The sequence below is a fragment of the Sinorhizobium sp. GQ132 genome (genome assembly GCF_059758575.1).
The window spans coordinates 201066-225584 of record NZ_JCAXDX010000005.1 but is presented as its reverse complement, the minus strand read 5'-3'; the positions used below and the strand labels follow the sequence as shown (position 1 = coordinate 225584).

The window sequence follows — 24519 nt, the reverse complement described above, 5'->3', positions numbered from 1 at the left end:
TTTCTTGCCGGGGCGGTCAATGTGGCGTGATATCGAGCCGGAGGCGCGACACGAAATCGAAGTCGATGGCTACAAGGTGGTGGCCTACAGCTTCGGTTCGGGCCCGGAGACCTTGTTCTGCCTGAATGGCGGGCCGGGACTACCCTGTGACTATCTGCGCGAGGCCCATTCGTGCCTCATCGACAAGGGCTATCGCGTCGTCGCCTTCGATCAGCTCGGCACCGGCGCCTCCGACCGCCCGACCGATCCTTCGCTCTGGACGATCGGCCGGTATGTCGAGGAAACCGAAACGGTTCGCAAGGCGCTGGGGCTCGGCAAGGTGCACATGCTCGGCCATTCCTGGGGCGGCTGGCTGGCGATCGACTACGCGCTGACATACCCGGAAAACCTGCAGACGCTGATCCTGGAGGATACGGTCGCCGACATGCCGCACCTCGTCACCGAGCTTGAGCGGCTGCGCGCCGCCCTCGGCCCGGAGACCGTCGCCATGATGCAGAAGCACGAGGCGCAGGGCACATACGATCATCCCGAATATTTGGCTGCCATCACCATCCTGAACTATCGCCATGTCTGCCGCCTGCCGGAATGGCCCGCGCCGGTACGCCGGTCCCTGGACGACTGGAACATGGGTCCCTACGGCACGATGCAGGGCCCGAACGAGTTTCTCTATATCGGCAATCTCAAGGACTGGAACCGCATTCCCGACCTCCCCGGCATCAAGGTTCCGACGCTGATCACCACGGGAGAACACGACGAGCTCACGCCGGCCTGCGCGTTGAAGATGAAGCTCGCCCTCCCCGAGGCCGAACTCAGGGTTTTTGCCAACGCAAGCCACATGCCGTTCTACGAGAACCCGGCGGACTATTATCCTGCGCTGATCGATTTCCTGTCGCGGCACAGGCCGAACTGATGCAAAACATGGCGAGAGACATCCGAACGAGACGGAGGCGCGCGCATCGCCATGCATCGCTATAGGTTCGTGCTCACTCGACCTTTGCAGTTCCTGCCGGTCATCTTCGGGATCAGCATCATAACCTTCATTCTGGTGCGGCTCATCCCCGGCGATCCGGCGCGCAATCTGCTCGGAGCCCGCGCCACCCCTTCGGCCATCGCCAAGATCCGCGCCCAGTACGGCCTCGACGAGCCGATGTGGCAGCAATATTTCTACTTTCTGAAGAATCTCGCCGATGGCGAGATGGGCAAGTCGATCCTCTACAAGATCGATGTCCTGAAGCTTATCGCCACCCGTATCGAGCCGACCGTCGCGCTCGTGCTGTCGAGCGTCGTTCTGGCGGTTCTCATCGCCGTGCCCATGGCGGCGCTTGCAGCGCGTAACTCCGGCAGGGCGCCGGACCATATCGTCCGGATTGTTTCCACATTCGGCATCGGCTTTCCGCCGTTCTGGCTCGGCCTGATGCTGATGATCCTCTTCAGCGTCAAGCTGGATCTGCTGCCGGTGTCCGGCTACGGGGCGACCTTCGGCGACAAGCTCGCCCATCTGATCCTGCCGAGCCTGACGGTCGCTCTTTCCCTGTCGACGGTGCTGGTTCGCAGCCTGCGCGCGGCAATGATCGAGTCCCTGAAGTCAGACGTGGCGACAGCCGCCCGCGCGCGCGGCATGCCTGAGCGCATCGTCTTCTGGCGGCATGTCGTTCCGAATTCGCTGGTGCCGACCATCAACCTTCTGGCGGTCAACATCGGCTGGCTGATCGGCGGCACGGTCGTGGTCGAAAGCGTCTTTGCCCTGCCGGGCATGGGACAATTGCTGGTACGCGCCATCTTCTCGCGCGATTACATGGTCGTGCAGGGTGTCGCCATGGTGTTTGCCTGCGCCACTGTGCTCGTCAATTTCGTCGCCGACATCGTCACCGTCGCCATCGATCCGCGGGTGAAACTATGAGCGCCGGTACGGTGCCCTCGTCGCCGGCCGGCTGGCGGTTGCTCTTCGGCCGGCGGCTGGCCCTCGTCATTGGCGCGGGAATCCTGTTGTTTTTCCTCCTGCTGGCGATCGGCGCACCCGTCCTCGCCCCCTATGACCCGATCCTGCAGAACGGCGCAGCCCGCTTGCAGCCGCCGTCGCTTCTGCATCCGTTCGGAACCGACAACTTCGGCCGCGACCTCCTTTCACGCGTCATCTGGGGCACACGCATCGACCTGCAGATCGCCTTGATCGGCGTCGCCTTCCCCTTCGTCATAGGAACGATCGTCGGCACCGTCGCCGGCTTCTTCGGCGGCATTGTCGACGCGCTGTTCATGCGCCTCGTCGACATTATCCTCGCCTTTCCATTCCTCGTATTGATGCTGTCGATAATCGCCATTCTGGGTCCGGGTCTCGGCAGCTTCTATATCGCCATGGCGCTTGTCGGATGGGTTTCCTATGCCCGATTGATCCGGGCACAGATTCTCGTTCTGAAGAACAGCGACTATGCGGTGGCCGCCGTCAGCCTTGGTTTCGGCCGCTTCCGCATCATGTTCCGGCACTTGCTGCCCAATGCCATTGCCGGCTCGATCGTCTTTGCCATGTCGGATGCCGTCCTGGTGCTGCTGAGCGGGGCGGCGGTCAGCTATCTCGGTCTCGGCGTCCAGCCGCCGGTCGCCGAATGGGGCATCATGGTCGCGGAGGGCCAGAGCTTCATCACCACGGCCTGGTGGATCACGCTGTTTCCCGGCCTTTCCATCGTCTGCCTTGCCTTCGGCTTCAGCATGCTTGGCGACGCGCTCGGAGAATTGCTCGGAGTGCACGAATGAGCGTCTCGGTCCTGTCTGTCCGCGACCTGACCGTGAAGGCGCATCTCCAGGGAGAGACGCGCACGCTGCTGGATGGAGTCTCGCTCGACCTCGCCAAGGGCGAGATCCTCGGCCTAGTCGGCGAAAGCGGATCGGGCAAGAGCCTGCTGTGCCGCGCGCTGGTTCGCCTCCTGCCATCATCCTTGCTCAAGATCGAAGGCGGTGCGGTTCTCCTCGGAGAGCGCGACCTCACTGCCATCACCGACGCCGAGATGCTGGAGGTACGCGGCGCCGAGATCGGCATGATCTTCCAGAACCCGACCAGCCACCTCGACCCGGTCATGCGCATCGGCGACCAGATCGCCGAGGGCATCCGCTACCATCAGGGCCTGAGCCGCCGCGATGCGCGGGCGGCAGCGGTCGAGATACTGGGGCAGGTCGGTTTCCCTGACCCCGCCCGCCAGTACGACAGCTACCCGCACGAGCTTTCCGGCGGCATGCGTCAGCGGGCCATGATCGGGGTGGCCCTGTCCTGCAATCCGCAAATCCTCATAGCCGACGAACCGACCACCGCGCTCGACGTCACGATCCAGGCGCAGATCCTGAAACTCCTGATGGACATCCGCGACAGACGCGGCCTGTCGATCATTCTCATCACCCATGATCTCGGCATCGTGGCGCAGACCTGCGACCGCATTGCCGTGCTGCGCGGCGGAAAGCTGCTGGAACAGGGTCCTAAACGGACGATCCTGTCCGCACCGCAGGACCCGTACACGGTTCGCCTCATCCACAGCCATCCATCCATGCCTGATGCGGCGCTCCCCGCCATCAGTCTCCCAACGCCCTTGCATGGAACGACAAGGCCGCTTCTGGAGATCGATGACCTGCATGTGCGCTTCCCGTCGGGCGGCAGTCTCTTCAGGGGTAAGAACGCCAGGACCGTCAGCGCCGTTTCGGGGATCAACCTGCAGATCATGCCCGGCGAAACGGTTGGTATCGTCGGCGAATCCGGCAGCGGCAAGAGTACGCTTGCCCGCGCCATGCTGGGCCTGACGCCGATTTCCGCCGGTCGCGTCAGCTTCGATGGTATCGATCTTTCTCAGCAGAGGGGTGCGGGTCTCGCCAGGCTGCGACACGAGTCTGCCATGGTCTTTCAGGATCCGTTCAATGCACTGAACCCGCGCCTGACCATCGGCCAGACTCTTGCTGAAGTTCTGAGAGTGCAGAAAAAGATCGGCGGAGCCGACATTCCGGCACGCATCGGCGAGCTGCTGGATCTTGTCGGCCTCGAGCGCGAATTCGCCCACCGCAAGCCGCGCAGCATGAGCGGCGGCCAGTGCCAGAGGGCGGGCATCGCCCGTGCGCTTGCCGTCGATCCGAAGCTGATCATCGCCGACGAATGCGTCGCAGCACTCGATGTCACGATCCAGGCGCAGATCGTCGACCTCTTCCGCAAGCTCGCCCGCGACCTTAACCTCACGCTGATCTTCATCGCCCACGACCTCGCGATCGTGCGCAATCTGTGCGAACGCACCGTGGTGATGCATCGCGGAGAGATCGTCGAGGAGGGCCGCTCCGAGGACGTCTTCTCCCGGCCGAAACATCCCTACACCGCCGCATTGATCGCCGCGATCCCCGACATCGATCCCGACAGGTCGTTGCTCGGCCCTACCGATGCGGCGCCAGTGGAACCGATCCTGTCCGTCAAACGCCTGCCACAATAACGAAGGGAACAAACAATGATCAAAAGGTGGAACAATATCGGCCGGGCCGCTTTCGCAGCCGCCCTTATGCTCAGTGCCGGTTATGCGGAGGCCGCCGGTATCCTCTCCATCGGCCGCCGCGAAGATTCGACGACTTTCGATCCGATCAAGTCGGCCCAGAACGTCGACAACTGGGTGTTCTCCAACGTCTTCGACGTGCTTGTCCGCGTAGACAAGACCGGCACCAAGCTGGAGCCCGGCCTCGCCGAAAGCTGGACCCTTTCCGACGACGGCCTGACCTACACGTTCAAGATCCGCGACGCGAAGTTCTCGGACGGCTCGCCGATAACGGCCGAGGATGCCGCCTTCAGCTTGCTGCGCATACGCGACCACGAAGGCTCTCTGTGGAGCGACAGCTACAAGATCGTCGAAACCGCCGAGGCGGCCGATCCGAAGACACTGGTCGTCAAGCTGAAGACGCCCTCCGCCCCCTTCCTGTCGACGCTTGCCCTTCCGAACGTCTCGGTGCTTTCCAAGAAAGCCGTCGAGGCTGGCGAGGACGCCTTCGCCGAACTGCCAACGGCATCGTCCGGCGCATTCACCGTCAAGGAGTGGCGGCGCGGCGACCGGGTCATCCTCGAAAAGAATCCGAACTTCTGGCAGGCGGATCGTGTGAAACTGGACGGCGTCGAATGGATTTCCGTTCCGGACGACAACACGCGCATGCTGAACGTCCAGGCCGGCCAGCTCGACACGGCGATCTTCGTTCCGTTCTCGCGCGTCGAGGAATTGAAGAAGGACCCGAACCTCACGGTCCACATCGATACCTCGACCCGCGAAGACCATCTGCTCATCAACCATGAGCACGGCATGCTTGCCAAAAAGGAAGTGCGCCAGGCCCTGGATATGGCGATCGACAAGAAGGCGATCGTCGACACGGTCACGTTCGGCCTCGGCACGGTCGCAAATTCCTACATCCCAAAGGGCTCGCTCTATCACTACGACGCCAACTACCAGTATCCTTACGATCCGGAGAAGGCCAAAGTGATGCTGGCCGAGGCGGGGGCATCGGACCTGACGCTGAACTATGTCGTAAACGCGGGCAACGAGGTCGACGAGCAGATCGCCGTGCTGCTGCAGCAGCAGTTTGCAAAGGCGGGCGTCACGGTCAATCTGCAGAAAGTCGACGCGAGCCAGAGCTGGGACATGCTCGTCGCCGGGGACTACGATATCTCGGTGATGTACTGGACGAACGACGTCCTCGATCCGGACCAGAAGACCACCTTCGTGCTCGGCCATGACACCAATATGAACTACATGACCCGCTACAACAGCGAGAAAGTGAAGGAGCTTGTCGCAGCGGCACGTCTGGAACTCGATCCGGCGAAGCGCGAGGCCATGTATGTCGAGATCCAGAAGACGGCGAAGGACGACGTCCACTGGATCGACCTTTACTACAGCCCCTACCTCAACGTTTCGCGCAAGAACATCGAGAATTTCTACCAGAACCCGCTCGGCCGATTTTTCCTGGAAGATACGGTGAAGAACTGACGGGTTGCCCGTCACAGGCATCCCCGCAAAACGAAGACGGCGCCCTTTTGGACGCCGTCTTTACATTAGTGCGCAGCTTCAAAGACTTTAGAGCCTTTCAATGCTTCCATGAACATGGAAGCGCTCTAGGCGGTCTGCGCCTCGATTTGCTTCGGCTGCGAAGCCGCCGCTGTGATCTCGATGCGGCGCGGCTTGGCCGTTTCCGGGATATTGCGCAGAAGATCGACGTGGAGCAGGCCGTTCTTCAGCGAAGCGGACTTGATCTCGACGTGGTCGGCAAGCTGGAAGCGGCGCTCGAAGGCGCGCTTGGCTATGCCGCGATGGAGAAACTGGGTTTCCTCACCCTTTTCTTCGCTCTTTTCGCCCTTGATCGTCAGCGTGTTTTCACGCGCTTCGACCGAAAGCTCGCTTTCGTCGAAACCGGCAACGGCCATGGTGATGCGATAGGCGTTTTCGCCGGTGCGTTCGATGTTGTAAGGCGGATAAGTCTGCGACTGATCCGGCTGACCAAGGCTATCCAGCATGGTGAACAGACGGTCGAAGCCGACAGTCGAGCGGTAGAGGGGAGAAAAATCAAAGTGACGCATGATGTCGTCCTCCATAAGAGCAACGGTTGCGATGTCTGGCCAGCCACCCCGTTCCGGCTGTGGCTCGACCGGTGAACGGACCCTTCTTCGGCGCCCGCGGAGAAGACATGGGAATGCCCGCGCGCGAGTTCAAGAGGGATGCCGCCGCGCTTCCTGAACAATGGATGAACGACGGGTTCGGCCGCCGTTCAGCCGCCGTGGAGTAGAAAGGAGATACTGGGTCTTCCCAGGGCTGAAGTGACATGTCCCTTCTCCCTTCAGCGGCCGGAAACGGTGATCGTCCGGATTTCATCCACCGTTTCCGGCTTTTTTCTTTGACGGGTGGCGGGCCGCCGCCTATCCCTATCTGCATGTTCCTTCTGGCCCGCTCCCCATGACCACGCTCCTTCATTCGATGCCGGAAAATCCGATGCCGGGCGATCCCGTGGTGGGCTTTTTCGACGGAGCCGGCAACCGCAAGATCCGCTACGCGGTGTTCAGGTCGAAGGCCCCGGTCATTCGCGGCACCATCGTCCTGCTGCAGGGTCGCAACGAGTCGATCGAGAAATATTTCGAAACGATCGGCGATCTCGTGGCCGCCGGTTTCTGGGTCGCGACCTTCGACTGGCGCGGACAGGGCGGCTCCGAACGGCTGTCGCCGCACTGGACCCACGGCCATGTGGAGGATTTCACCGATTACGAGCGCGATCTGACTATTTTCCTCGACGAGATCGTCCTGCCCGACACCCGCCTGCCCTTCTCGATCGTCGCCCATTCCATGGGGGCGCTCGTCGCCCTGTCGCTCGCTCCCATGCTCGCAAGCCGGATCGACCGGATGGTGCTGCTTGCCCCCTTCGTCGGCCTGGGCGGTCAGGCGATCGGCGAACGGGGTATCGGGGCGATCGCGACGGCGATGCGCTGGATCGGCCTCGGGAGGCTGCCGCTGAGCGCCGACAAAGGCAACCGTACCCCTTTCAAGGGCAATGTGCTGACCGCGGACGAGCGGCGCTACGCTCGCAACCTGGCGCTCATCGATGCGCGTCCGCAACTGCGGGTCGGACCGCCGACGGCCCGCTGGCTGAGCGAAGCTTTCAAAACGATCCGGCGCGTCCTCAGGCACGAACATCTGACGAGGATCACCATACCCGCCGTCATACTCGCCCCGACGGCCGATAAGCTCGTGCCGTATCTACCGGTCGAGCGGCTGGCCAGCAATTTCCGTGCGGGGCATCTGATCCCGATCGACGGAGCGCGGCACGAACTCCTGCAGGAGGCCGACCGCTATCGCGCCCAGGCGCTGGCCGCGATCCTGGCCTTCCTGCCGGGCGCCGATGCCGAGGATCCCGCGTCCCTGCCGCGACAGTTGGAAGAGGCTTAACCCCGGCCCTTGAGGGCCTCAAGCGCCTGCGCATGCAATTCGCGACTGCCGGCAGCTATGATTTCGCCACCCATTTCCGCCGGCCCGCCCTTCCAGTCGGTGATGATTCCGCCCGCCTGCTCGATCAGCGGAATGAGCCCGCCGACGTCGTAGGGCTTCAGGCCGCATTCGACGACGAGATCGACATGGCCGGCTGCGAGCAGCGCGAAGGCATAGCAGTCGCAGCCGTAGCGGAAGAGCCGCACCTTCTCCTGCAATGCCTCGAAGCGTTCCTTGAGCTCGCCCGTGTAGAGGTGCGGGGATGTCGTGAACAGGACGGCATCCGAAAGCGCACGGCAGGGCCGTGTGGCGAGCACCCTCTCTCCGTCGGGTCCCCGATAGAGCGCCTTCTCGCCGTCGGCGAAAAATCGCTCGCCGGTGAAGGGCTGATCCATAAGCCCCATGACGGCCTTGCCGTTCCGGTAGAGGCCGATCAGCGTGCCCCACACCGGCAGGCCGGAGATGAATGCGCGGGTCCCGTCGATCGGGTCGATGACCCAGACGAGCTCGCGGTCGAGGCCGATATTGCCGTGCTCTTCGCCGAGAATGCCGTGTTCCGGAAAGCTGCTCTCGATCAAAGCGCGGATCGAGGCCTCCGCCGATCTGTCGGCTTCCGTCACCGGGTCGAAGCCGCCTTCGAGCTTGTTGAGAACACTCGTGCCGACCCGGAAGCGCGGCATGGTTTCGGCCTTGGCGGCGTCGGCGAGACGGTCGAAGAAGGTACGGTCGGGCAGCATGTCGCTCTCTGCGAGGAAGGAGGTTCGATCTGAATAGACGAAATTCAGCGAAAGGCAACGGACCGACGTCGGCTGCCGCTTCAGTGAGGCACGCCGGAAGACGGCGCCCTGTACCGATACGAAAGTCTGCGTCTTCGAATCTTGACAATTGTGCAGCGCAGCATTACAGTTTTTCTGCAGTCACTCGTGGCTGCAAATACCCTCCTTGGGTGTTTCCTCCCTAGACTTGACCGCGCCGCTGGCGCGGTTCTTTTTGAGCAGCGTTGCGCCGCCGGGCACGCAAAAGCCCTTTCGCGTTGCTATTCCGCTGCCAGCGGCAGATAGGCGGCGAAATCCTCGACGTGCCGCGCGAGCGCCGCGATAAAGGTTGCGAGGTCGGCCTCGAGTGCCGCAAATCCCGGCTTTTTGATCAGGGTTGCCTCGTCGACATAGAGGCCGCGGTTGATTTCGATCTGCAGCGCATGCAGTCCACGCGTCGGTCGGCCGTAATGTTCCGTGATGAAGCCGCCGGCATAGGGCTTGTTGCGCGCGACCGCGTAGCCGAGCTGCTCCAGAAGCTCCACCGCCACCCGGGACAGTTCCGCCGCCGCACTCGTTCCGTAGCGATCGCCGATAATGAAGTCCGGGCGATGGCCGCTTCCCGGCAGGTGCACGTTGCCCGGCATCGAGTGGCAGTCGATGAGGATCGACATCCCGAACTCGACATGGGTGCGGGCGATCAGCTTTCTGAGCGTCGCATGATAGGGCTTGTAGATCGTCTCGATGCGCTCGAGCGCCTGCTCGACCGGAAAACGGCCACGATATATTTCCATATTCTCGGCGACGAGGCGCGGCACGGTGCCAAGGCCGCCGGCAACACGCATCGAACTGATATTGGCGTGCGGCGGCAAGGCGCCATCGAACATGCGCGGGTCGAGTTCGTAGGGTTCGCGGTTTACGTCGAGGAAGGCGCGCGGGAAATGCGCCCGAAGCAAGGGCGCCCCCAGAAACGTGGCGCTGCGAAACAGTTCATCGACGAAATGGTCTTCGGAGCGGCGGATGGAATGCGGATCAAGGCGCGACTGGTCGAGAAAGAACTGGGGATAATGCCGGCCGCTATGCGGCGAGTTGAAAACGAAGGGTATCCTCTGGCTTGCGGGTTCCAGAACCTCGAAAAACTCCCACTTAACCGCTTCCCCCATCGGAACCCTTTTTACCATGTCCGGTTCTTGCTATTCAGATCATGTTGCCAGTTGGTCGCCTCTGTGTCCATAGTGGCCGCCCGCTGGTTCAAGGGACTTGATCGCGCCCGTTCACCAGATATTTACCATGTTGCGGTTTGCTGAGCTGCCGCAATTCACCAGCATCCAGAAGAAGTAGCCACGGCCAGATATGACTGCGAAAATCCTCCTTGCCGAAGACGACAACGACATGCGCCGGTTTCTAGTGAAGGCGCTGGAAAAGGCTGGCTACAAGGTCCTTTCCTATGACAACGGCGCCAGCGCCTATGACCGGCTTCGCGAAGAACCCTTTTCGCTTCTCCTGACCGATATCGTCATGCCGGAGATGGATGGCATCGAGCTCGCGCGCCGCGCGACCGAACTCGACCCCGACCTGAAAGTGATGTTCATCACGGGCTTCGCCGCCGTTGCGCTGAACCCGGATTCCAAGGCGCCGAAGGATGCCAAGGTCCTTTCCAAGCCCTTCCACCTGCGCGACCTCGTCAACGAGGTCAACAAGATGCTGGCGGCCTGAGCAGCGATCTTATGTGCGCCGAGCTTTCCGGCGCCCCGTTCGCCCAAGCCTGAGACGCGCTCCGCGCAAGCATTGCCTCTAAGCCGCCCTCGATCACCAGCATCGAGGGCGGCTTCGTTATTTCAATGCGTTAGCGCGCCCGCCGCATCTGCAGGAGGTCCGAAAAGAGTGCCGGTCCCCCTGAAATCATGGCGCGCGGACCTTGCGCAATTTCTGTCAAAAAACCTTCGAAGAGCCTATTGACGCGGGCGCCGGTTTTGTGGTCTATGCGCCGCATCGGATGGGCGTGTAGCTCAGCGGGAGAGCACTACGTTGACATCGTAGGGGTCACAAGTTCGATCCTTGTCACGCCCACCATCCTTTTTCTTTATGAATCAACACGTTGAAGGCTCCGCAAGGGGCCTTTTGCGTATCTCCCTACAGGTTCACTGAACCTTGAGTGGCTGAGGTTCACGGCCCTTTTATCACCGCCATGATCGCCTTGTAATAGGTCACCACCCACACGAACACCGACGTTCCCGATAGCCAGATGAGGAACCGCACGGCCTTCTGTGCGCCCCTCGCCTCGGTCAACAGAGTGTGGATCTCGTCTACCTTGGCGCCCATTTTGTCCACGTCTTCTTTTAGCGCCTTCAGTTCTGTCTCCATTCGAATAACTCTGTCTCGCGTATCTACATCAGGGCTCATGCCGGCTCACCTCGGGCGAGCAATTCGCAGACGCTGGACGACGGCACAACGAAGCCGTAACCGACGAGCGAATGAGAGAAACCCATCGGAGCCCCCATAACTCCGACCGTAATCCCGATCAGCCGGCCATCAGCATCGAAGACGGGGCCGCCAGATTGGCCCATGACGGTCGTAATGTCCGTGACGAACACCGATTGCCAAGGACCGAACTTGCGGGGCTCGCCGGCAATACGGCCGAAGGCGGCGGCAAACTCGACGTTCAGCGGGTTGCCGTATGAGGTGATGAAGTCGCCGGACTGCGCAAGTCGGCAATCGAGGGCCGCGGCGTCCATCTTCGTGTCTGCGGAGCGCAAGAGAGCTATGTCGTATTCTTTGTTCGCCCAGAGGATCGTAGCCTGGCGGATCTTGCCGTCTTTCGTTTTCAGCGTGGCCGTCTTAGCGTCCTTAACGACATGCGCCGCGGTGAGGATGTACCCGTTGCCGATATGGACTCCGGAACCGTGCCCGTCCTTCAGCATGACTTTGACCAAGGTCGTTTCGGTCTTCAGATAATCCGGAGCCGCGAAACGAGCGATGGCGTCGGGCGTCGAGAACAGCCAACCGAGAAGCAGAAGGAACAGCGCGACGATGGCGCCAAGGTAGAAGGCGAACTCCTTATTCATCTGCGCAGTCCTTTCACGGTTTCCACTTGCAAGCCTTCTCGCCGTAGCGGTTCAGCTTGAGAATTTGCGATTGGGTTCCGTCCGTCAGGGAGTCCTTCAGAGAGGGGCGAATGGGGCTGGCGATTTGGCAGAAGTCGCCGCTACTTGTCGCGCAGCCACTTAGAAAGCTCATCGCGACGGCGAGCGTCAGACATGCCATCAACTTCATCGTCGGTTTCCTTTTTCTGCTTGATTGCTTCTGCCTGCCTCTTGGCCTGCTCCAGCATGGCGGCGTTCTTCCCGTCTTGGCGGGCGCGGAAATAGGCGAAGGTTAGGAAGATGGCGGCGCCGAGCGCTGCGGCGGCGTATCCCTTGATCCGGACGAAGAGGGCGAGGAGCATCACTCGGCCCGATCCGCAATATATTTGTTGATGATGTTGCGCCGATTGATCTTGGACCTGTCGAACAGCCACCAGACCAGAACAAGGATGTTGACGCCGAGCCCGACGAATGCATCCACCGTGGCGGAGTCGAAATAGCCCTTGGCAAGGAGGATGCCGCCGACAACCTGGAGAAGCTGGCGGAGGATTGGGATGAAGAGATCAATTGTCATGGAGACACACCTTTAATAACGAGGCGCGCTGATTAACGCCTCTTAAATAGCGAGAAGAGCGCTGCGAGAATGTGGGACAGCCAGTTGGCGGATGCGGGCGGGTTGCTTCCGTTGGGCATCGACGGCGCCGACCCGGCCATGCGGGTAGCCTCGGCCCGCACATCGGAGACACGGCGGGTCCAGCCCTTACCGAATGTCTTCCATGTGCTCAGGTCTTTGAGGAAGGCCATGCGCTTGTCGCACAGGGCGTTGACTACATCCGCGGCCCGCTTAGATCTGACGGCCTTCAGCGTGGCGGGGCCAATCCGACCGTCCTGCGTAACGCCGACGACGGCCTGCAGGTATTTGGCGGATCGAGAGGGGCCGCTGTTCACGGCAAAGTCGAATGCGGCGTAGTCGATGCCGTCCGGAAGCTCCGCGCCATGCACGGCGTCCCAGTAGTGCCGGCGGTAAACCGTCGCCAGTTGCTCATCCGTGATCCTGCGAAGATCGGCCTTGGTCGCCGTTGGCTTCACGTACTGGCGAAAGCTCGCGAGGGTGACACCCTTCATGGTCGCGCCGCCCGGATCTTTCGGATGGTCGCTCCATCCGCCTTCATGCTTCAGGACGAGCGAAAGCGCCCGCTTGAAATTGCGGTCCATGAGATGTTCCTGGTTATTACTGGATTTGCGGAAAGGGTATAACGCCGCGTCAGTGGCGGAGGCTCGATGCGAACTGCATCAGCATCTCAACGATGTCGGCCTTAGAAACGTCTTTGAGCTTCATGGGGCCGTCCATCAGCTCGTAATACGTATTCGCCCCGTCCTTGCTCACGCGGATGTGGAGGCGGGTGTTGATCTGCTTTGCTTGGTCCATGTCAGCGCCTCAGCCATTCGAGATATTCGGCACCCTTTTTCACGTCCACGAATGCCTGACAGCGGGCCGCTTGCGTCGTGGCGTTGGGGTCGAACACGACCAAGATGGATTGCCCTTCGTCCTGCTCGTATTTCCCGATGCGTCTTGCAAAGCCGTCGAGATGCTTATACCCGCGGACGCGGATCATAAGGGGAGCGTTTCCCTGTTCGGCCTGCTCCCACTGGCTGACGGCCCAATTGTGCTTATGGCCGCAAACGAGAACATCGATGTCATTCCCGAACTTCGCGGCCTTGACGACGCCGTGAACTGGGTTCCACATGGAATTGCCTGCGAAGTCGTGAGCCGCGTTGATGCGGAATTCGACTCCATTGGCGAATTGGAGGGTAAACCGAGCCTCCCAGTCCAACATCGGAACTCGTTGGGTTCCATAGCGCTTGTTCATCTGCTCATGAAGCGCTGAACTGTCGCCCATGTGCTGGTGATTGCCGTGAAGCCAAACCAGCCAGGACACTCCGCTTTCGAGGAGAAGCCATTCCACGAGGCGCCTTGCGGTGTGTACCGATGTGTCTTGGTCGGCATATTTCTTGATGAGCCGGCCTCCCCAATCGTTCCCAACGTCGCCGATGTTGACGGCGAACATTCCTTCCGTGTTCTTGGCGATGTCGATGTGCTCTCGGAGCAAGGGCCAATGGCATCCGTTGTCATCGAGGTGCGGATCGCCAACGAATAGAATGCCGATCGGCTTATTGTCCCGGATCTTGATCGGGAACCACTTCCGAGCGTCGTTCGCCTTCTTGGCCCTCTCAAAGTTACGCGTCATGCGGTCAATGACTTCTTCGATCGGTTCTCTCTCGTCGACGAGGTCCGGGAACTCGACAATGGCGGGGTTCACAATCCCCTTCTTCTCCGCTGCCCTATATCTGTCTCGGAATGTCTCCCTGCTTATGCCGAGCGCGTCGGCCGCTTTCTGTTTGTTGCCGCCGCTTGCGTTGAACGCAACGACAGCCTCACGCAACTCTTCGTCGCTGAGGGGCATGGTCACCTCGTTGATGGGGATGGGACAATAGGATATCAACCCCTTCTCAATTCGGAGGGGTTGCTTGCATGTTCAATATTGATCTGGTTATTTCGCGGCTAGAAGCGCTCACCGCGCCGAGCAGGCCAGTAGACGGGCAAATCGCAACCTTGATCGGCTACGAGAAACGAACGGTCGATATCGAAGATCAGAAGACAGGCCAAACGCGAACGCATGTGCAGTGGGCCAGCCCATCCGGAGAATGCCCGGCTCCCGTTCCTGCCTATACGGGTAATCTCGATGCCGCCTTTGATCTGGCGCGGGCTATCGCCCCCGGAATTGCCGGTGGCTGTAGCTGGGACCAAGATCAAGGCAGGGCGGTGCTAGACGGGATAGAGAACTGCCACGCAGCTACAGCCGCCATTGCGCTTTGTGTGGCGGCGCTGAAGTTTAAGAGGCGATCAGGTCCATGAACACGGCAGCCGACGAGACAGCGCGGCCGAGTGCGTATCTCTTCTTCGTGTCGTCGGTGCTCTTTATCATCTCAAGAATGGCCGGGGTCAAAAACCCGTCCAGCAAGTGAAGGCGGGACGCGGTATAATCCGCCGCTATGTCGTTGGCCTTCTCTCTGGGCAACAGGAAACGGTCTACACTACGGATGCCTGCCCTGCCTTTAAGGCCGTGCATGGGCTTGCGACCGTGGATAAAGCGCCTCTCCCTTGCGGCGGACGAAAAGATAGGAGCGACTTCTTTCTCCGCGAGGGGGAAGGCATTGAGCGCCGGGAAAAGCGCGTCAATAATCTCGAAGGAGAGTTCCCCGAAAAGCTGCCATTCCGCATCCTTACGCCGCGCCAGTTCATATGCCGACACAGAATAGAGCGGATCGGCCGATGCGAAGTAAGGCGCCCTCGCCGCTCCCGCCCCGCCATAATGGATGCGATTTCGAAATCTCACGTAGTGCTCAAACAGGCAGGCCCCGATTGTCCCTTGATGGAAGCAGACCTCCGTCACGAAGGCATCCTCTGCCGCCGACTGGTCGCATAGGAAATGCCGGCGTCCCCCAAAGATCGAGAACATTTCCCGGGCGACTTCCTCGGTCATCGGCTGACTGAAGAAGTCATTGCGCCGGCCTTTTTTGTAGTATTGGACCTCGCAATAGTAATTGCGCCACAGTTCGCCCATCGCCCCGGTGATCACGACGAAGCCATCCCGGCGATTGCGCATCCTGAACGCTACGTCATCTAGCCAGCGCACCCCGGCGCAGGACCCGGAGTTCGCTCTGAATTGCTCTTCAGAAACGAAGTCCTCCGCATATGGGCTGACTATCATGTCGATGTCGAAGGCGTGAGCGACACGTTCGGCTATGATCCTGTCGGGGTGTGCCGCGCCTCCCCGCGTCAGGAAATCTAGCCGTTCATGAAGGCCGAGATGCATTGCAGCGGCAAGAGTCACGCGACTGTCCAAGCCGCCCGTCATTTCGAGGACGATGCGTTCGTGTTTCTCGGCGATGGCCGTGAGATTTTCGAGGATCTCGTCTATCGCTCGGGCCTTCAATGCCTCGTCGGTGAGGGTATCGACAGTATCGTCGCGCGTGCTTTCGATGACCGCTCGCCCGTTGCGAAGAGTCACCTTCGACTGAATTGGCAGGAGGCGAGCACCCTTTACCGGAAGTCGCGGGGTCTGGAGGTTCCCCATCGCGACTGTTGTCCCGAGCGCTCCAAGGTCTGCCTCGACCGGGATGCCCAGCTCCCGCATTGAACTGACAAGGTTTGCAATGCTGGTGGATGCTAGCGCAACCCCCATCCCCTCATAGACATACGTCAATGCAGCCCCGAGTGGGTCTGGCGACACACCGTTTGGGCCGATGTCGGCAAAGGTGCCGCGCCCGTTCGCATAGTGGACGCCGGCTCTGGTCGCAGAGTCATCTACTCGGCGGAGAGCCGGGAGCCATTTCTTTTTCGATATTGCTACTGTCAAGAAAAGCCCTCCCCAAAGCAGAGAGGGCCTAACACGCTACGGTTTAATTGTGAAGTTATGTCGCCTTGGCGATTGCATTTTCGTAGGCGCTAATAATGGCGTCCTTGCCGTATATCTTATCCACATCGGCAAAATCGATGTTCGCAAGGTTGAACTCAGCGGCCAGCGCACGGAGGGGGAACACGGTCCCGAGGTCGTTCCCGACCGCCTTGTAAATCGCGCCCTGAGAATTCCAGGCGACCGCGCTTTCCGACCAGGGGAGGACGATATCGCCCTCTGCATCTACCGCCTTTCCCTTGTCTGTCCATGCGGACTCTACGATTGCCAATGCGCTTTCGAGGATAGGTTTGATTTCCATTACGGTATCCTGCAAAGTTCGACGGTGTAGCTTTCGAGCGTGACGCTTTCAGCGGCGGCGGCGAGCGTGCCCTGGATCAGAATTGTCACGTCGGCCGTTGTGTCGGTCGTGAAGGTGAGCGCCGCTCCGCCGCCCGCCCCGATGCCAGAGAAATTGCCCTGTGCGGCAACTTGGGAGTTGGTCGCGTTCCGGTTCTCGATCTCACAAAGGTAGCGCGCGTTCAACTGCGTGGTGGCCGTGATCCCCTGAAGGTTGGCCCCGGCCCAGCGGACGCGAGATGTTTTCGTGTTCGTTCCTGTAAATGACCACATCGTGGTGATACGGAGTTTACCGTTTGCCCCCATCGCGTTAGCCGGGATCGTGATCGTGGCAAGAGTTGTTTCTGTTGTGCTGCCGGTGTGTGAAGCCGCCACTGCCGAATGCGCGATAATTTCCCATTTATGGGGCCGCTCGACAATGCAGGTTCCGGCTTCGTCGGCGACGTATGCTGCAACATACGCGGGGGTGAGAGCTTGGCTGAACACAACGCGCGTGTTTGTGGCCCCAGGCCGGTTACGGATGAACCGAGTCTGGTCCGTAGCTGCGGAGGTGGTCAACTCGGGCTCGATGATCTTGACGTTGTCAGATCCCGTATCGATGCGGATAGGCCACGACGGGGTCGTGGTGCCGCGATTGACGAATTTCGGGTTCAGGAAGGTTACATCACTATTGCCTTGAGAGAAGTACGGGCTGAATGAATTCGAGCCCGCGTTTGTCCAAGTGGCGATGACCATTGGCCTAATAAACGTGATGTTTCTGTTGCCGAAGGTACCGAGATCGGTGCGTACCCGTATGCCGTAGCCTGATACGTCCGCAACGACAGCCGGGATATCGACGGTGGTGCCGACAAAAGTTAACTCCTCTGAGTCGTCTATAACCACGCCGCCTTGTTGGCTATCGGCGGGATTAAGCGCCATATTGATGGTACCGCCTCGAACAACCCCAAGTCGAGAGAACCCTACCGCGATACCACGAACGCAATTTTCTGAAGCCATTGCGTTGATATCGAACCCTTCAACATTGCGCACCTTTAGCGTCTCGGCCGTCGTGTTATCGAGGTCGTAGATGTTGCTAATGATAAGGCCCCGGGAACGCTGGGCGCTGCGATCCGTGATATAGACGATGTGTCCCGGCTCGACCGTCTCCTCAGCGTCCCGGCCCTCGAGGTGGTCAAGGAACATCCCGTCGAACTGGCGTCCCAGAATCCCGAAGTCGTATTTATCGAAATAGCAGTTTGTGACCCTGGCGCGCTCGGCAAGCCCCGTTGATCCCGCCTGCGTTCCGTGGAAACCAACACCAGCGGTGAAGTTGTACGTTTTCAGGCCGTTGACAGTGAAGTCATCGCCGTTCACCTGCAGAATTGCTGAGTGGTAGACGATGCCGGCTCGATACGGCCCGCTTGATGCCGTTCCTGGCTTCGGCTGCGTCGAAATGATGTTGATATCGGCATCAAAGGTGAAATTGTTCGTATCGGAGATGAAGGCGGGGACACCTGCCGTGGTCTGCTCGATCTCGACATATCCGGTGCTAGTAATCGCTGTCGGGGTCGTCGCAATGACAGGAGCCGTCAAGACATACTTGGCTGACGGCGGGACAATCTCGACGTTTCTCCCAACACTTACGGCAGCCTGAAATGCGGCGGTGTCGTCCGCAACACCGTTGCCGAGCGCCCCGAACCATCTCGGATCTACCGCGCCGAAGTATACGCGCACCCACGCCCCGGAAGTCGCGGCAATGGCGTCCGCCTTGACATATATGCCTTCGAGTGTGTCAGCAGCGATCTGCGCTGAGAAGTCACCCGTCTTCCAGTTGAATATTCCTTCCCGTCCCGTCTCCGTCAGAATGGCAACCGCGTCCTTTGTCGTGTCCAGCGCCTTGAGGGCCGTGCGCGTTGCGACATAAGGAGCCGTGTCGAGGAAGTTTCGGACATCTGCGGCCAGCGCAAGAGCCAGTATCGAGGTCCCAGCCGCGCCAGGGACGACGCCGGAAAGGGTGTCCAGATTGGCGCTGTGCTGTTGGATATCGACGCCAAGGCGAGAATCTACATGCTGCTTCGTCGTTAAAGGCGTCATGGCCTTCGTGGGGTCTGTTCCCGCCTCTGCCTCGGCCTGAGAGGCCAGGGGACGCCCGGCGCTCACAAGATCGGCAATGGGCACCTTACGCGTGGTCCCGTTGTCGATGGCCACAAAATCCGTGGGCACAGCAGGAGACGCATCGGGAAGGTCCCGAATCCGAATATCAACCATTTGGGGGACCTTATTTAGAGTTTGATGCAGTAAAGGAGGACGGATGAACGCGGGCGCGTTTCTGTGGCCGTCCTGGCTATCAATGAGGCATCGAAAGTAGTGATCCGGGCCGGCAGGGTGGGTGCCGTGTTTTGCACCGTGTTCGCGACCGTTGTCGTTCCGCCATCCTTGAAAGCGCCAACGTGACCGTCGATTATCTCGCCGTTGTCAGCCCTGCGGATTGAGGTAAAACGCCCCGTGATGTTCTGCAGTGCGTCGTCCTGGGTGGCGCCTACCGTCAAGGCGCTGTCGTAGCCGAGGCCATCATCTGCCCCGCGCAAGAACCTTGAGCGGGCATCGAAAAGCGGCATGCGCTTGGCAGCGGCGAAGTCTGCCGCGGCGGAAGCACCTCGCGTCGTTACAGCCCCGGCGCTGGTTTGGATGGGAAGAATGGTGTTATTGAACTGCTCCCAAAGAAGAGTGAAAAGCTCTTCGGTATCAGCGTTAGCGCGATTGGTTGCGCCAGAAGCCGCGCTCCCGATAGTACCGCCATTCTCCTTGATCCACCCAGTGGGGGGCGTCGTGCGGCGAAACCCTTGGACGGCGCCCGTTGGAACGGTCGATGATGTTACCGACGCAATCACGTCATTGAGCTGCGCCATCGTGACATAATCGCCATCCGCCACGCCGACAGCCGCATTGGTAATTTTGAACCCGGCCATCGAAAGATTGCCATTCATCGGGGCCACGCCTGAGCGCAACACGACTTGGCTTAAAGCTGCGGCTATGTCCTGCAATGGCGGGTTATGCTGGCTTGCTAATATTGTCTGGCCTGAAACGGCTAGGTAGCCGTTTGGGAGACTGTAGTTACCGTTGCTGTCAAAGGGCATAGCTTGTTCCCAATGCAAAAAGCCCCGCGGATTGCGAGGCTTGTTGAGGTCGTGTAGGATTCAGATTTTCAGGAAAGGTATTTGATGGGCTGGAAGCTCTTCCAAGCGGCCATCTTCTGGTCGATTATTGTTTTAGCAATTGAATACGAATGGGAGGCGGACGGCCTCGCCATTGGCGTCGTTGGCGGAATGGCAGCGTGGTATGCTACCGGTCTCGCAACCGCTTTGCTTTCTCTTGGGCGGCGACTTGCTGGCCTATCAGGGCCTCGACAACGCCGGCCATCCGTGGGTCACCTAGACGCGTGGGCCCGAGAAGTTGGTTTGCTAGATAAGCCTGGACGGGACGCGACATAAGCGCTCGACCGGCGACCGCTGGAGCGACTACACCCGCCAAGGCGCCCAATGCTGCCCCAGCAGGACCGCCCGCAAGCGCTCCCGTTCCAGCGCCACCCACGCCCATGACGCCGCCGAGCGTGCGCGCATTGAGCCGCGTTGAGGTGCCGCTATCCGGGAGAGGACGCAGGAGGGATTCGCCGGCTCTCGCCAGTTCATCGAAATCTCCCTCTGCTCGGGCATATTGGCCGCTCCTTCCGGAAACAGCCGCCTGACGCAGCTTGGCAGGGGAAATGCTACCGAGGGCCGCATTCTCGCCCGCCCCGGTCGCTGCCTTCTCAAGAACCTTCATATTCCCGTATTCACGCCGCAGCCTAGCCCATTCGGCCGCATCCTCCGGAGTTACGGAACGGGCCATTCCGTCATCCAAGGAATTCCGAAGCCCGCGAATGGCGTCTGCGAATTCTGTGTCCGAATTCCGGGCCTTGTGAGCCGTCTTGGTGAGCCTCGAACGGATCGTCTGATAGTCGGTTCCGGGCATCGTGCCGCCGCCAGCGCGGAAGCGCGTAACGATATCGTCTGCCAGGTTTTGGACTATCTCGCGCTGTTCACTGGGAAGGACGCGCCGGTACGTGTTCAGAGTGCGGCCGATATCCTGCCCGAGCTGTCCGTCTGCTTGAAGGACATTTCGAGCCGAGATGTCACGAAACCCGGTCGAAAGCCGATCGTTCATGACCGTCATGTTCTCGGGAGTAGCAAGACCTTGCCCGCCTGCACGACGCATAGCCGCATCCGTGAAGGCGGCTGCCTGGTCATCGAGGAGAGCGGCAGTTGCCCCTCCCCCGAGTTCGCTTTCCATCGCTTTCAGGTTTCGGTTTCCCGTCAACTGGCCTGCGGTCGGGCGAACACCTTCGGCTCGCAATACGTCTGCCGCAGCAAGCCGCTCAGGGGCAATCCGCATGGGGGTGATCGCCCGCGAAACCAGCGCAGGAGCAACCGGCGATACCAACGCGGCAGCAACTCTTGCATAGGGCTCGGCTTCGCTCCCTTCCGTCACCTGCCCTGCAGCCTCGCTTGCCGTTCCCGGAAGAACGCCAAAGCGCAAGAGATTGGAAGGCGACATGCCACCGAACGCGGCAGCACCCGGAAGGAATTCTCCGACCGTTCCGGCGAATTCACCTGCCGTTGTCTGAGGGTCGTATTCCGATGCACCGCCCGTCACCGCGGACAGGCCAGCGCGCGCGCGGGGACCGCTTACAGGGCTCTGCGTCTGCGCCTGCAATTCAGGGGAAAGACCCGACATGCCGGCGAAGAACGTTCCCGGCTCGGGAGCGCTCCCGGTAGCCGTCTCGTATCCCGTCCGCAGCAGCCAATCCATTCCGGACTTGCCGAGATCGGAAAGGGTGCCGGGAAGGCCCACGAGGTCAGCCGCGCCGCGAGCAACGCCAGACGCGCCAGAAGCCGCAACGTCTTGCAGAGTATCAGTCCATCCGTCACCTGCAGCCGAGGGCGCACCCTGAGACTCCTGACGACGGCGACGAGCACGCGCCAAAGCAAGGGCTTTCTGCTGTTCTGGCGTCATTGGAACAGCTTCCTTTCTTCCGGCGTCATGAATTCCCAATCGGCGGGGTCGATCCCCTCCGGGGGGCTCCCGGCGTCCTGCTTCTGAGTACCGAACTGCTTGAGGATCTTATTGTAGTTATCAAGCGGGTTCTTAAGATCACGTATCCTCTGCCGGCCTTCTGTCGGGGTGATGGCCCGATCAGCGACCATATCGGCGATCTGGCCCATCTCCATCTCGTATTGCGCGATGCCACGCATGGTCTGGAGAATGGTCTGGTTGCCCCCGGGCTGGTTGATGAGGCGAGGCAGAGAGTTGCGGAACATGGCGATGTCAGCATCAGACATAGGACCGGAGCCAGGCGGGCGCTGTTGCGGGACCATCTGTTCCAGAAGCGCGCGTGTGGCCTGGATGGAGTCGAGTCCTTCTGTTGGGATACCTAGATCGCCCAACGTCTGCTTAATGGCAGCCTCTGCGCCTTGCGGGGATTGCGTGAGGAGGGCGTCGAGGCGATCGATCTGAACCATCTTGTTGCGCGCCTGCACGCCGCTGTCCGACATGGCAGCGAATGTCTCGGCATTCTTCTTATCCAGGTTCTCATAGAACTTGTCGCCCTCGCCGACGTTCGTCGTTACATTCGTTGCGCCGGCCTTCCGCATCTGCTGCTTGAAATCGGCGAACGTGCCTTCAAAACCCTGAGAGCGAGCGAAGTTGTATTCTCGGATTTCGTCTGTCTCTTTCGGCTGAGGATTGCGCAGAGCTTCGTTTTCAAGTTGCAGCTTCTCAAGACCGAGTTGATACGCGGGATCGGCCTGCTTAAGCTGCATCTCCTGAACCGCTTGCTGTTTAGCCTGTTCCTGCTGGAGAAGAAGGGCGGCAATGCGCTGCGTCTCTGGAGTAGCCTGCGGGTTGGTGAGGGCTTCAATGATGGCGGGGTTGATGCCGGATGCCTGGGCGACCTGAACGGGGGCTGGTGCGGGCGCTGCGATGGTTTCGGCTACAGGAATGGAGGCGACTTCCCGCAGGGCGTCAAGCGGCGGCGCAACGGGCTGGGTTGCCGCCGCAGCGTCGTAATTTGGCGCGCTAACCATCGGGTCTACGTAGCCGGAAGGCGCTACCGTCTCGATCGCATCAGTCGCCGTCTGAGGAGATGCGCTCGCAACTTCCGTTACTGCAGGCTGAAAGCCGAGCGGCCGAGCGTTCTCAAGGCCAGTTCTCGCCCCTACTCCGACTTTGGCAGCGCCATACCATGGCGACCAACCGCCTTCGGCAGCCTTATCAAGAGCGAAGTCAATCTGCTGGTTGACGGTCGAGGGATCGGCAGGGGATTTGCCATAAATGCGCTGGAACTCGTCGCCGAGACCCCCGCCGACAAGCAACTGGAACGGCCCGTACGAGGTTTCACGCTTCCCGGCCTTGTTGATGACCTTGCTCTGCCAAATGCCCGGGCCAAGGCCTTCTGAGCGCGCTACGCGAACGGCCACATCTGGATCAATGCCGCGTTTGGCCGCCGCCTCTCTGATATAGCCTTCGACGCCAGAAACGTCCGTTAGGCCTGCGCCAGAGGGGGCAGGAGCCGTGGCCGACACCTCACCCGCGGCAGAAGTCATCGGGATAGCCGAGGATGTGGCGGGAGCCGAAGCGGGAGCCGAAGAGCCCGCGCTCAACAGGCTGGCGATCAGGTTCTTGTTGACACCCGCGATTTCCTGTTCTCCGGCCGCGGCGCGTCGTTCCTTGAGAACGCCCCCGAGGGCATCCACGACACGCGCAGCGCCCTGCGTCCAATGCCCGACAGGATCGGTATTGCCGGCGCGCATGAGAATGGCGTCAGCCATTTCCCGTTCGCGTGCAATCTCGTCGGGCGTCTTCTTGGTGCCGCCCTGCCCCCAAACGAAGAAGTCGCTTACAGCCATCAGGCCATCTCCACCGCAATATCGTAGCGAACGCGCTTGAATCCGCTCGGGTCTTCGTTAACCGCGTGAGGAACGACGCGCTCCACCTCGTCAGCCATCAGGCCGATCTGGGTTTCAGCTTCGCCCTTGTAGCGGTAGCTGTAGACGGTGAGACCGTTATCCAGCTTGCCGACGCGGGCAATGTCAGTCTTCAAACGGCGGTCGGAGAAAAGGCCAAGGCCAGCCGAAGCCAGCCCGAACAAGCCGCCCATCTTCGCCTGCGAGTTGGCGAGATTGCTCTGGTACTGCTGATTGACGAGGCCGGTGTAGTCGACCCCGCCGACGCTGGTCTGTGGCGTGCTGACGAAATTGGGCTGCTGAACCTGAGCGCCAGAGAGGAGCGCAGAGATTTCATTCAACGGCTGCGCGCGTTCGTAGCTCGCCTCCTGGAATGCCTGCTGCCGGCCAGTGAGAGCCAACTGGTTATAGGCGTCGTTCTTGGTCTGGCCGAAGTCGTTCATCGCCGCTGAATAGGCAGCCGTGCCGGGACGAATGCCAGAGTTGATGAGCTGCGTGCGCAAAGCCTCCTGCTCGCGGGCAAAGCGCGGGTCAAGGCGGGAGGAGCCGAGTTCGTTGATCTTGGCTTCCGTCGCGGCGTTTACGTCGAAGTCCTTGGCGAGATAGTCCTTGAGGAAGGCGGAGCGCTCATTGGCTATCGTGCCGAGGTTCAGGTTCGCGGCCTGCGTCTGGTCGAGGATGGCCTGCTGCTGGGGCGTGAGGGTCGTGGTCGCCGTGTATTTCGGCGTCTCGATCCATTTGCCGTTCGAGTCCTGGAACCGGTTCACGCCGTTCTGCGTGTAGGTCAGGTTCCCATACGGGCCGACCTGATCCACCATATTAAGCTGCTGTTGCGTGATGGCAGTATCGCGGTTCATACCGCCTTGCGCAGCAGCTGTTTCTTTCGGATCTGGCGCTTTGGGTGAAGAAACCAATTCTAT

Annotated in this window: 25 protein-coding genes and 1 tRNA gene; 9 read left to right on the top strand and 17 right to left on the bottom strand. The window is 60.5% G+C overall.

Going from position 1 to position 24519, the window contains the following annotated elements:
* The first annotated feature begins 19 nt into the window (after positions 1-19).
* Genes AC6CIG_RS15360 through AC6CIG_RS15340 form a run of 5 tightly spaced genes read left to right on the top strand, consistent with a single transcriptional unit; the run spans position 20 to position 5981 of the window.
* The gene (locus AC6CIG_RS15360; RefSeq protein ID WP_127709066.1) at positions 20-910 is read left to right on the top strand and encodes a proline iminopeptidase-family hydrolase; all 891 of its coding nucleotides are present in this window, start codon (positions 20-22) and stop codon (positions 908-910) included.
* Positions 911-961: 51 nt separating this feature from the next.
* A complete protein-coding gene (locus AC6CIG_RS15355; RefSeq protein WP_127709068.1) occupies positions 962-1900 on the top strand; it encodes an ABC transporter permease in 939 nt (312 codons plus the stop codon).
* Positions 1897-2748, top strand: coding sequence for an ABC transporter permease (locus tag AC6CIG_RS15350; protein ID WP_127709070.1), 852 nt, complete (start codon positions 1897-1899; stop codon positions 2746-2748). Before AC6CIG_RS15355 ends, AC6CIG_RS15350 begins: the two co-directional genes overlap by 4 nt.
* Positions 2745-4451, top strand: a complete 1707-nt coding sequence (locus AC6CIG_RS15345) for a dipeptide ABC transporter ATP-binding protein (protein WP_127709072.1) — start codon at positions 2745-2747, stop codon at positions 4449-4451. The genes AC6CIG_RS15350 and AC6CIG_RS15345 overlap by 4 nt, the downstream gene beginning before the upstream one ends.
* Before the next feature lie 15 nt (positions 4452-4466).
* Complete coding sequence (locus tag AC6CIG_RS15340) at positions 4467-5981, top strand: ABC transporter substrate-binding protein (protein ID WP_127709074.1); 1515 nt, start codon at positions 4467-4469, stop codon at positions 5979-5981.
* Positions 5982-6106: 125 nt separating this feature from the next.
* Here the strand turns inward: AC6CIG_RS15340 and AC6CIG_RS15335 are convergent, their stop codons facing one another.
* On the bottom strand, positions 6107-6568 hold the full coding sequence (locus AC6CIG_RS15335) for an Hsp20 family protein (protein ID WP_003531141.1): 462 nt from the start codon (positions 6566-6568) through the stop codon (positions 6107-6109).
* A gap of 373 nt (positions 6569-6941) precedes the next feature.
* Here AC6CIG_RS15335 and AC6CIG_RS15330 point away from each other — a divergent pair, with 373 nt between their 5' ends.
* Entirely contained in the window at positions 6942-7925 is a 984-nt protein-coding gene (locus tag AC6CIG_RS15330) for an alpha/beta fold hydrolase (protein WP_127709076.1), read from the top strand.
* Here the strand turns inward: AC6CIG_RS15330 and hisN are convergent.
* Complete coding sequence (gene hisN, locus AC6CIG_RS15325) at positions 7922-8701, bottom strand: histidinol-phosphatase (RefSeq protein WP_100672918.1); 780 nt, start codon at positions 8699-8701, stop codon at positions 7922-7924. The genes AC6CIG_RS15330 and hisN overlap by 4 nt on opposite strands.
* Positions 8702-9000: 299 nt before the next feature.
* Entirely contained in the window at positions 9001-9882 is an 882-nt protein-coding gene (locus AC6CIG_RS15320; protein WP_020487499.1) for an N-formylglutamate amidohydrolase, read from the bottom strand.
* Between the two features lie 190 nt (positions 9883-10072).
* On the opposite strand from AC6CIG_RS15320, the gene cpdR1 reads away from it, so the two are divergent.
* Positions 10073-10435, top strand: coding sequence for a response regulator CpdR1 (gene cpdR1, locus AC6CIG_RS15315; RefSeq protein WP_003531148.1), 363 nt, complete (start codon positions 10073-10075; stop codon positions 10433-10435).
* Between the two features lie 282 nt (positions 10436-10717).
* Positions 10718-10792 (top strand) — tRNA-Val (locus AC6CIG_RS15310).
* A 93-nt stretch (positions 10793-10885) separates the two neighbouring features.
* On the opposite strand, the gene AC6CIG_RS15305 is transcribed toward AC6CIG_RS15310, so the two are convergent.
* The 7 genes from AC6CIG_RS15305 to AC6CIG_RS15275 all read right to left on the bottom strand — a co-directional run bounded on the left by AC6CIG_RS15305 (position 10886) and on the right by AC6CIG_RS15275 (position 14267).
* Complete coding sequence (locus AC6CIG_RS15305) at positions 10886-11083, bottom strand: hypothetical protein (protein WP_127525122.1); 198 nt, start codon at positions 11081-11083, stop codon at positions 10886-10888.
* A 35-nt stretch (positions 11084-11118) separates the two neighbouring features.
* Positions 11119-11784, bottom strand: coding sequence for a S1C family serine protease (locus AC6CIG_RS15300; protein WP_498322965.1), 666 nt, complete (start codon positions 11782-11784; stop codon positions 11119-11121).
* 140 nt (positions 11785-11924) lie between these two features.
* The gene (locus AC6CIG_RS15295) at positions 11925-12167 is read right to left on the bottom strand and encodes a hypothetical protein (protein ID WP_498322963.1); all 243 of its coding nucleotides are present in this window, start codon (positions 12165-12167) and stop codon (positions 11925-11927) included.
* Positions 12164-12376 (bottom strand): Pam3-gp28 family putative phage holin, encoded by a 213-nt coding sequence (locus tag AC6CIG_RS15290; protein WP_498322962.1) that lies wholly within the window; start codon positions 12374-12376, stop codon positions 12164-12166. The genes AC6CIG_RS15295 and AC6CIG_RS15290 overlap by 4 nt, the downstream gene beginning before the upstream one ends.
* Positions 12377-12408: 32 nt before the next feature.
* A complete protein-coding gene (locus AC6CIG_RS15285) occupies positions 12409-13017 on the bottom strand; it encodes a glycoside hydrolase family 108 protein (protein WP_498322961.1) in 609 nt (202 codons plus the stop codon).
* 49 nt (positions 13018-13066) lie between these two features.
* Complete coding sequence (locus AC6CIG_RS15280) at positions 13067-13231, bottom strand: hypothetical protein (protein WP_498322960.1); 165 nt, start codon at positions 13229-13231, stop codon at positions 13067-13069.
* Position 13232: 1 nt separating this feature from the next.
* Positions 13233-14267: a helix-turn-helix domain-containing protein gene (locus AC6CIG_RS15275; RefSeq protein WP_498322958.1), complete on the bottom strand. Its 1035-nt coding sequence runs from the start codon at positions 14265-14267 to the stop codon at positions 13233-13235.
* Between the two features lie 68 nt (positions 14268-14335).
* Here AC6CIG_RS15275 and AC6CIG_RS15270 point away from each other — a divergent pair, with 68 nt between their 5' ends.
* The gene (locus tag AC6CIG_RS15270) at positions 14336-14719 is read left to right on the top strand and encodes a hypothetical protein (RefSeq protein WP_498322957.1); all 384 of its coding nucleotides are present in this window, start codon (positions 14336-14338) and stop codon (positions 14717-14719) included.
* Here the strand turns inward: AC6CIG_RS15270 and AC6CIG_RS15265 are convergent.
* The 7 genes from AC6CIG_RS15265 to AC6CIG_RS15235 all read right to left on the bottom strand — a co-directional run bounded on the left by AC6CIG_RS15265 (position 14697) and on the right by AC6CIG_RS15235 (position 24513).
* The gene (locus tag AC6CIG_RS15265; protein WP_498322955.1) at positions 14697-16223 is read right to left on the bottom strand and encodes a hypothetical protein; all 1527 of its coding nucleotides are present in this window, start codon (positions 16221-16223) and stop codon (positions 14697-14699) included. The genes AC6CIG_RS15270 and AC6CIG_RS15265 overlap by 23 nt on opposite strands.
* 55 nt (positions 16224-16278) lie before the next feature.
* A complete protein-coding gene (locus AC6CIG_RS15260) occupies positions 16279-16581 on the bottom strand; it encodes a hypothetical protein (RefSeq protein ID WP_498322954.1) in 303 nt (100 codons plus the stop codon).
* Positions 16581-18866, bottom strand: coding sequence for a pectate lyase family protein (locus tag AC6CIG_RS15255; protein WP_498322952.1), 2286 nt, complete (start codon positions 18864-18866; stop codon positions 16581-16583). The genes AC6CIG_RS15260 and AC6CIG_RS15255 overlap by 1 nt, the downstream gene beginning before the upstream one ends.
* Before the next feature lie 14 nt (positions 18867-18880).
* A complete protein-coding gene (locus AC6CIG_RS15250; protein WP_498322951.1) occupies positions 18881-19735 on the bottom strand; it encodes a hypothetical protein in 855 nt (284 codons plus the stop codon).
* Positions 19736-19940: 205 nt separating this feature from the next.
* Positions 19941-21488 carry a hypothetical protein gene (locus tag AC6CIG_RS15245; protein ID WP_498322949.1) on the bottom strand — a complete coding sequence of 516 codons (1548 nt, stop codon included), beginning with the start codon at positions 21486-21488 and terminating at the stop codon, positions 19941-19943.
* 158 nt (positions 21489-21646) lie between these two features.
* Complete coding sequence (locus tag AC6CIG_RS15240) at positions 21647-23542, bottom strand: hypothetical protein (RefSeq protein WP_498322948.1); 1896 nt, start codon at positions 23540-23542, stop codon at positions 21647-21649.
* Positions 23542-24513, bottom strand: a complete 972-nt coding sequence (locus tag AC6CIG_RS15235; RefSeq protein WP_498322946.1) for a tail fiber domain-containing protein — start codon at positions 24511-24513, stop codon at positions 23542-23544. The genes AC6CIG_RS15240 and AC6CIG_RS15235 overlap by 1 nt, the downstream gene beginning before the upstream one ends.
* Positions 24514-24519 lie beyond the last annotated feature (6 nt).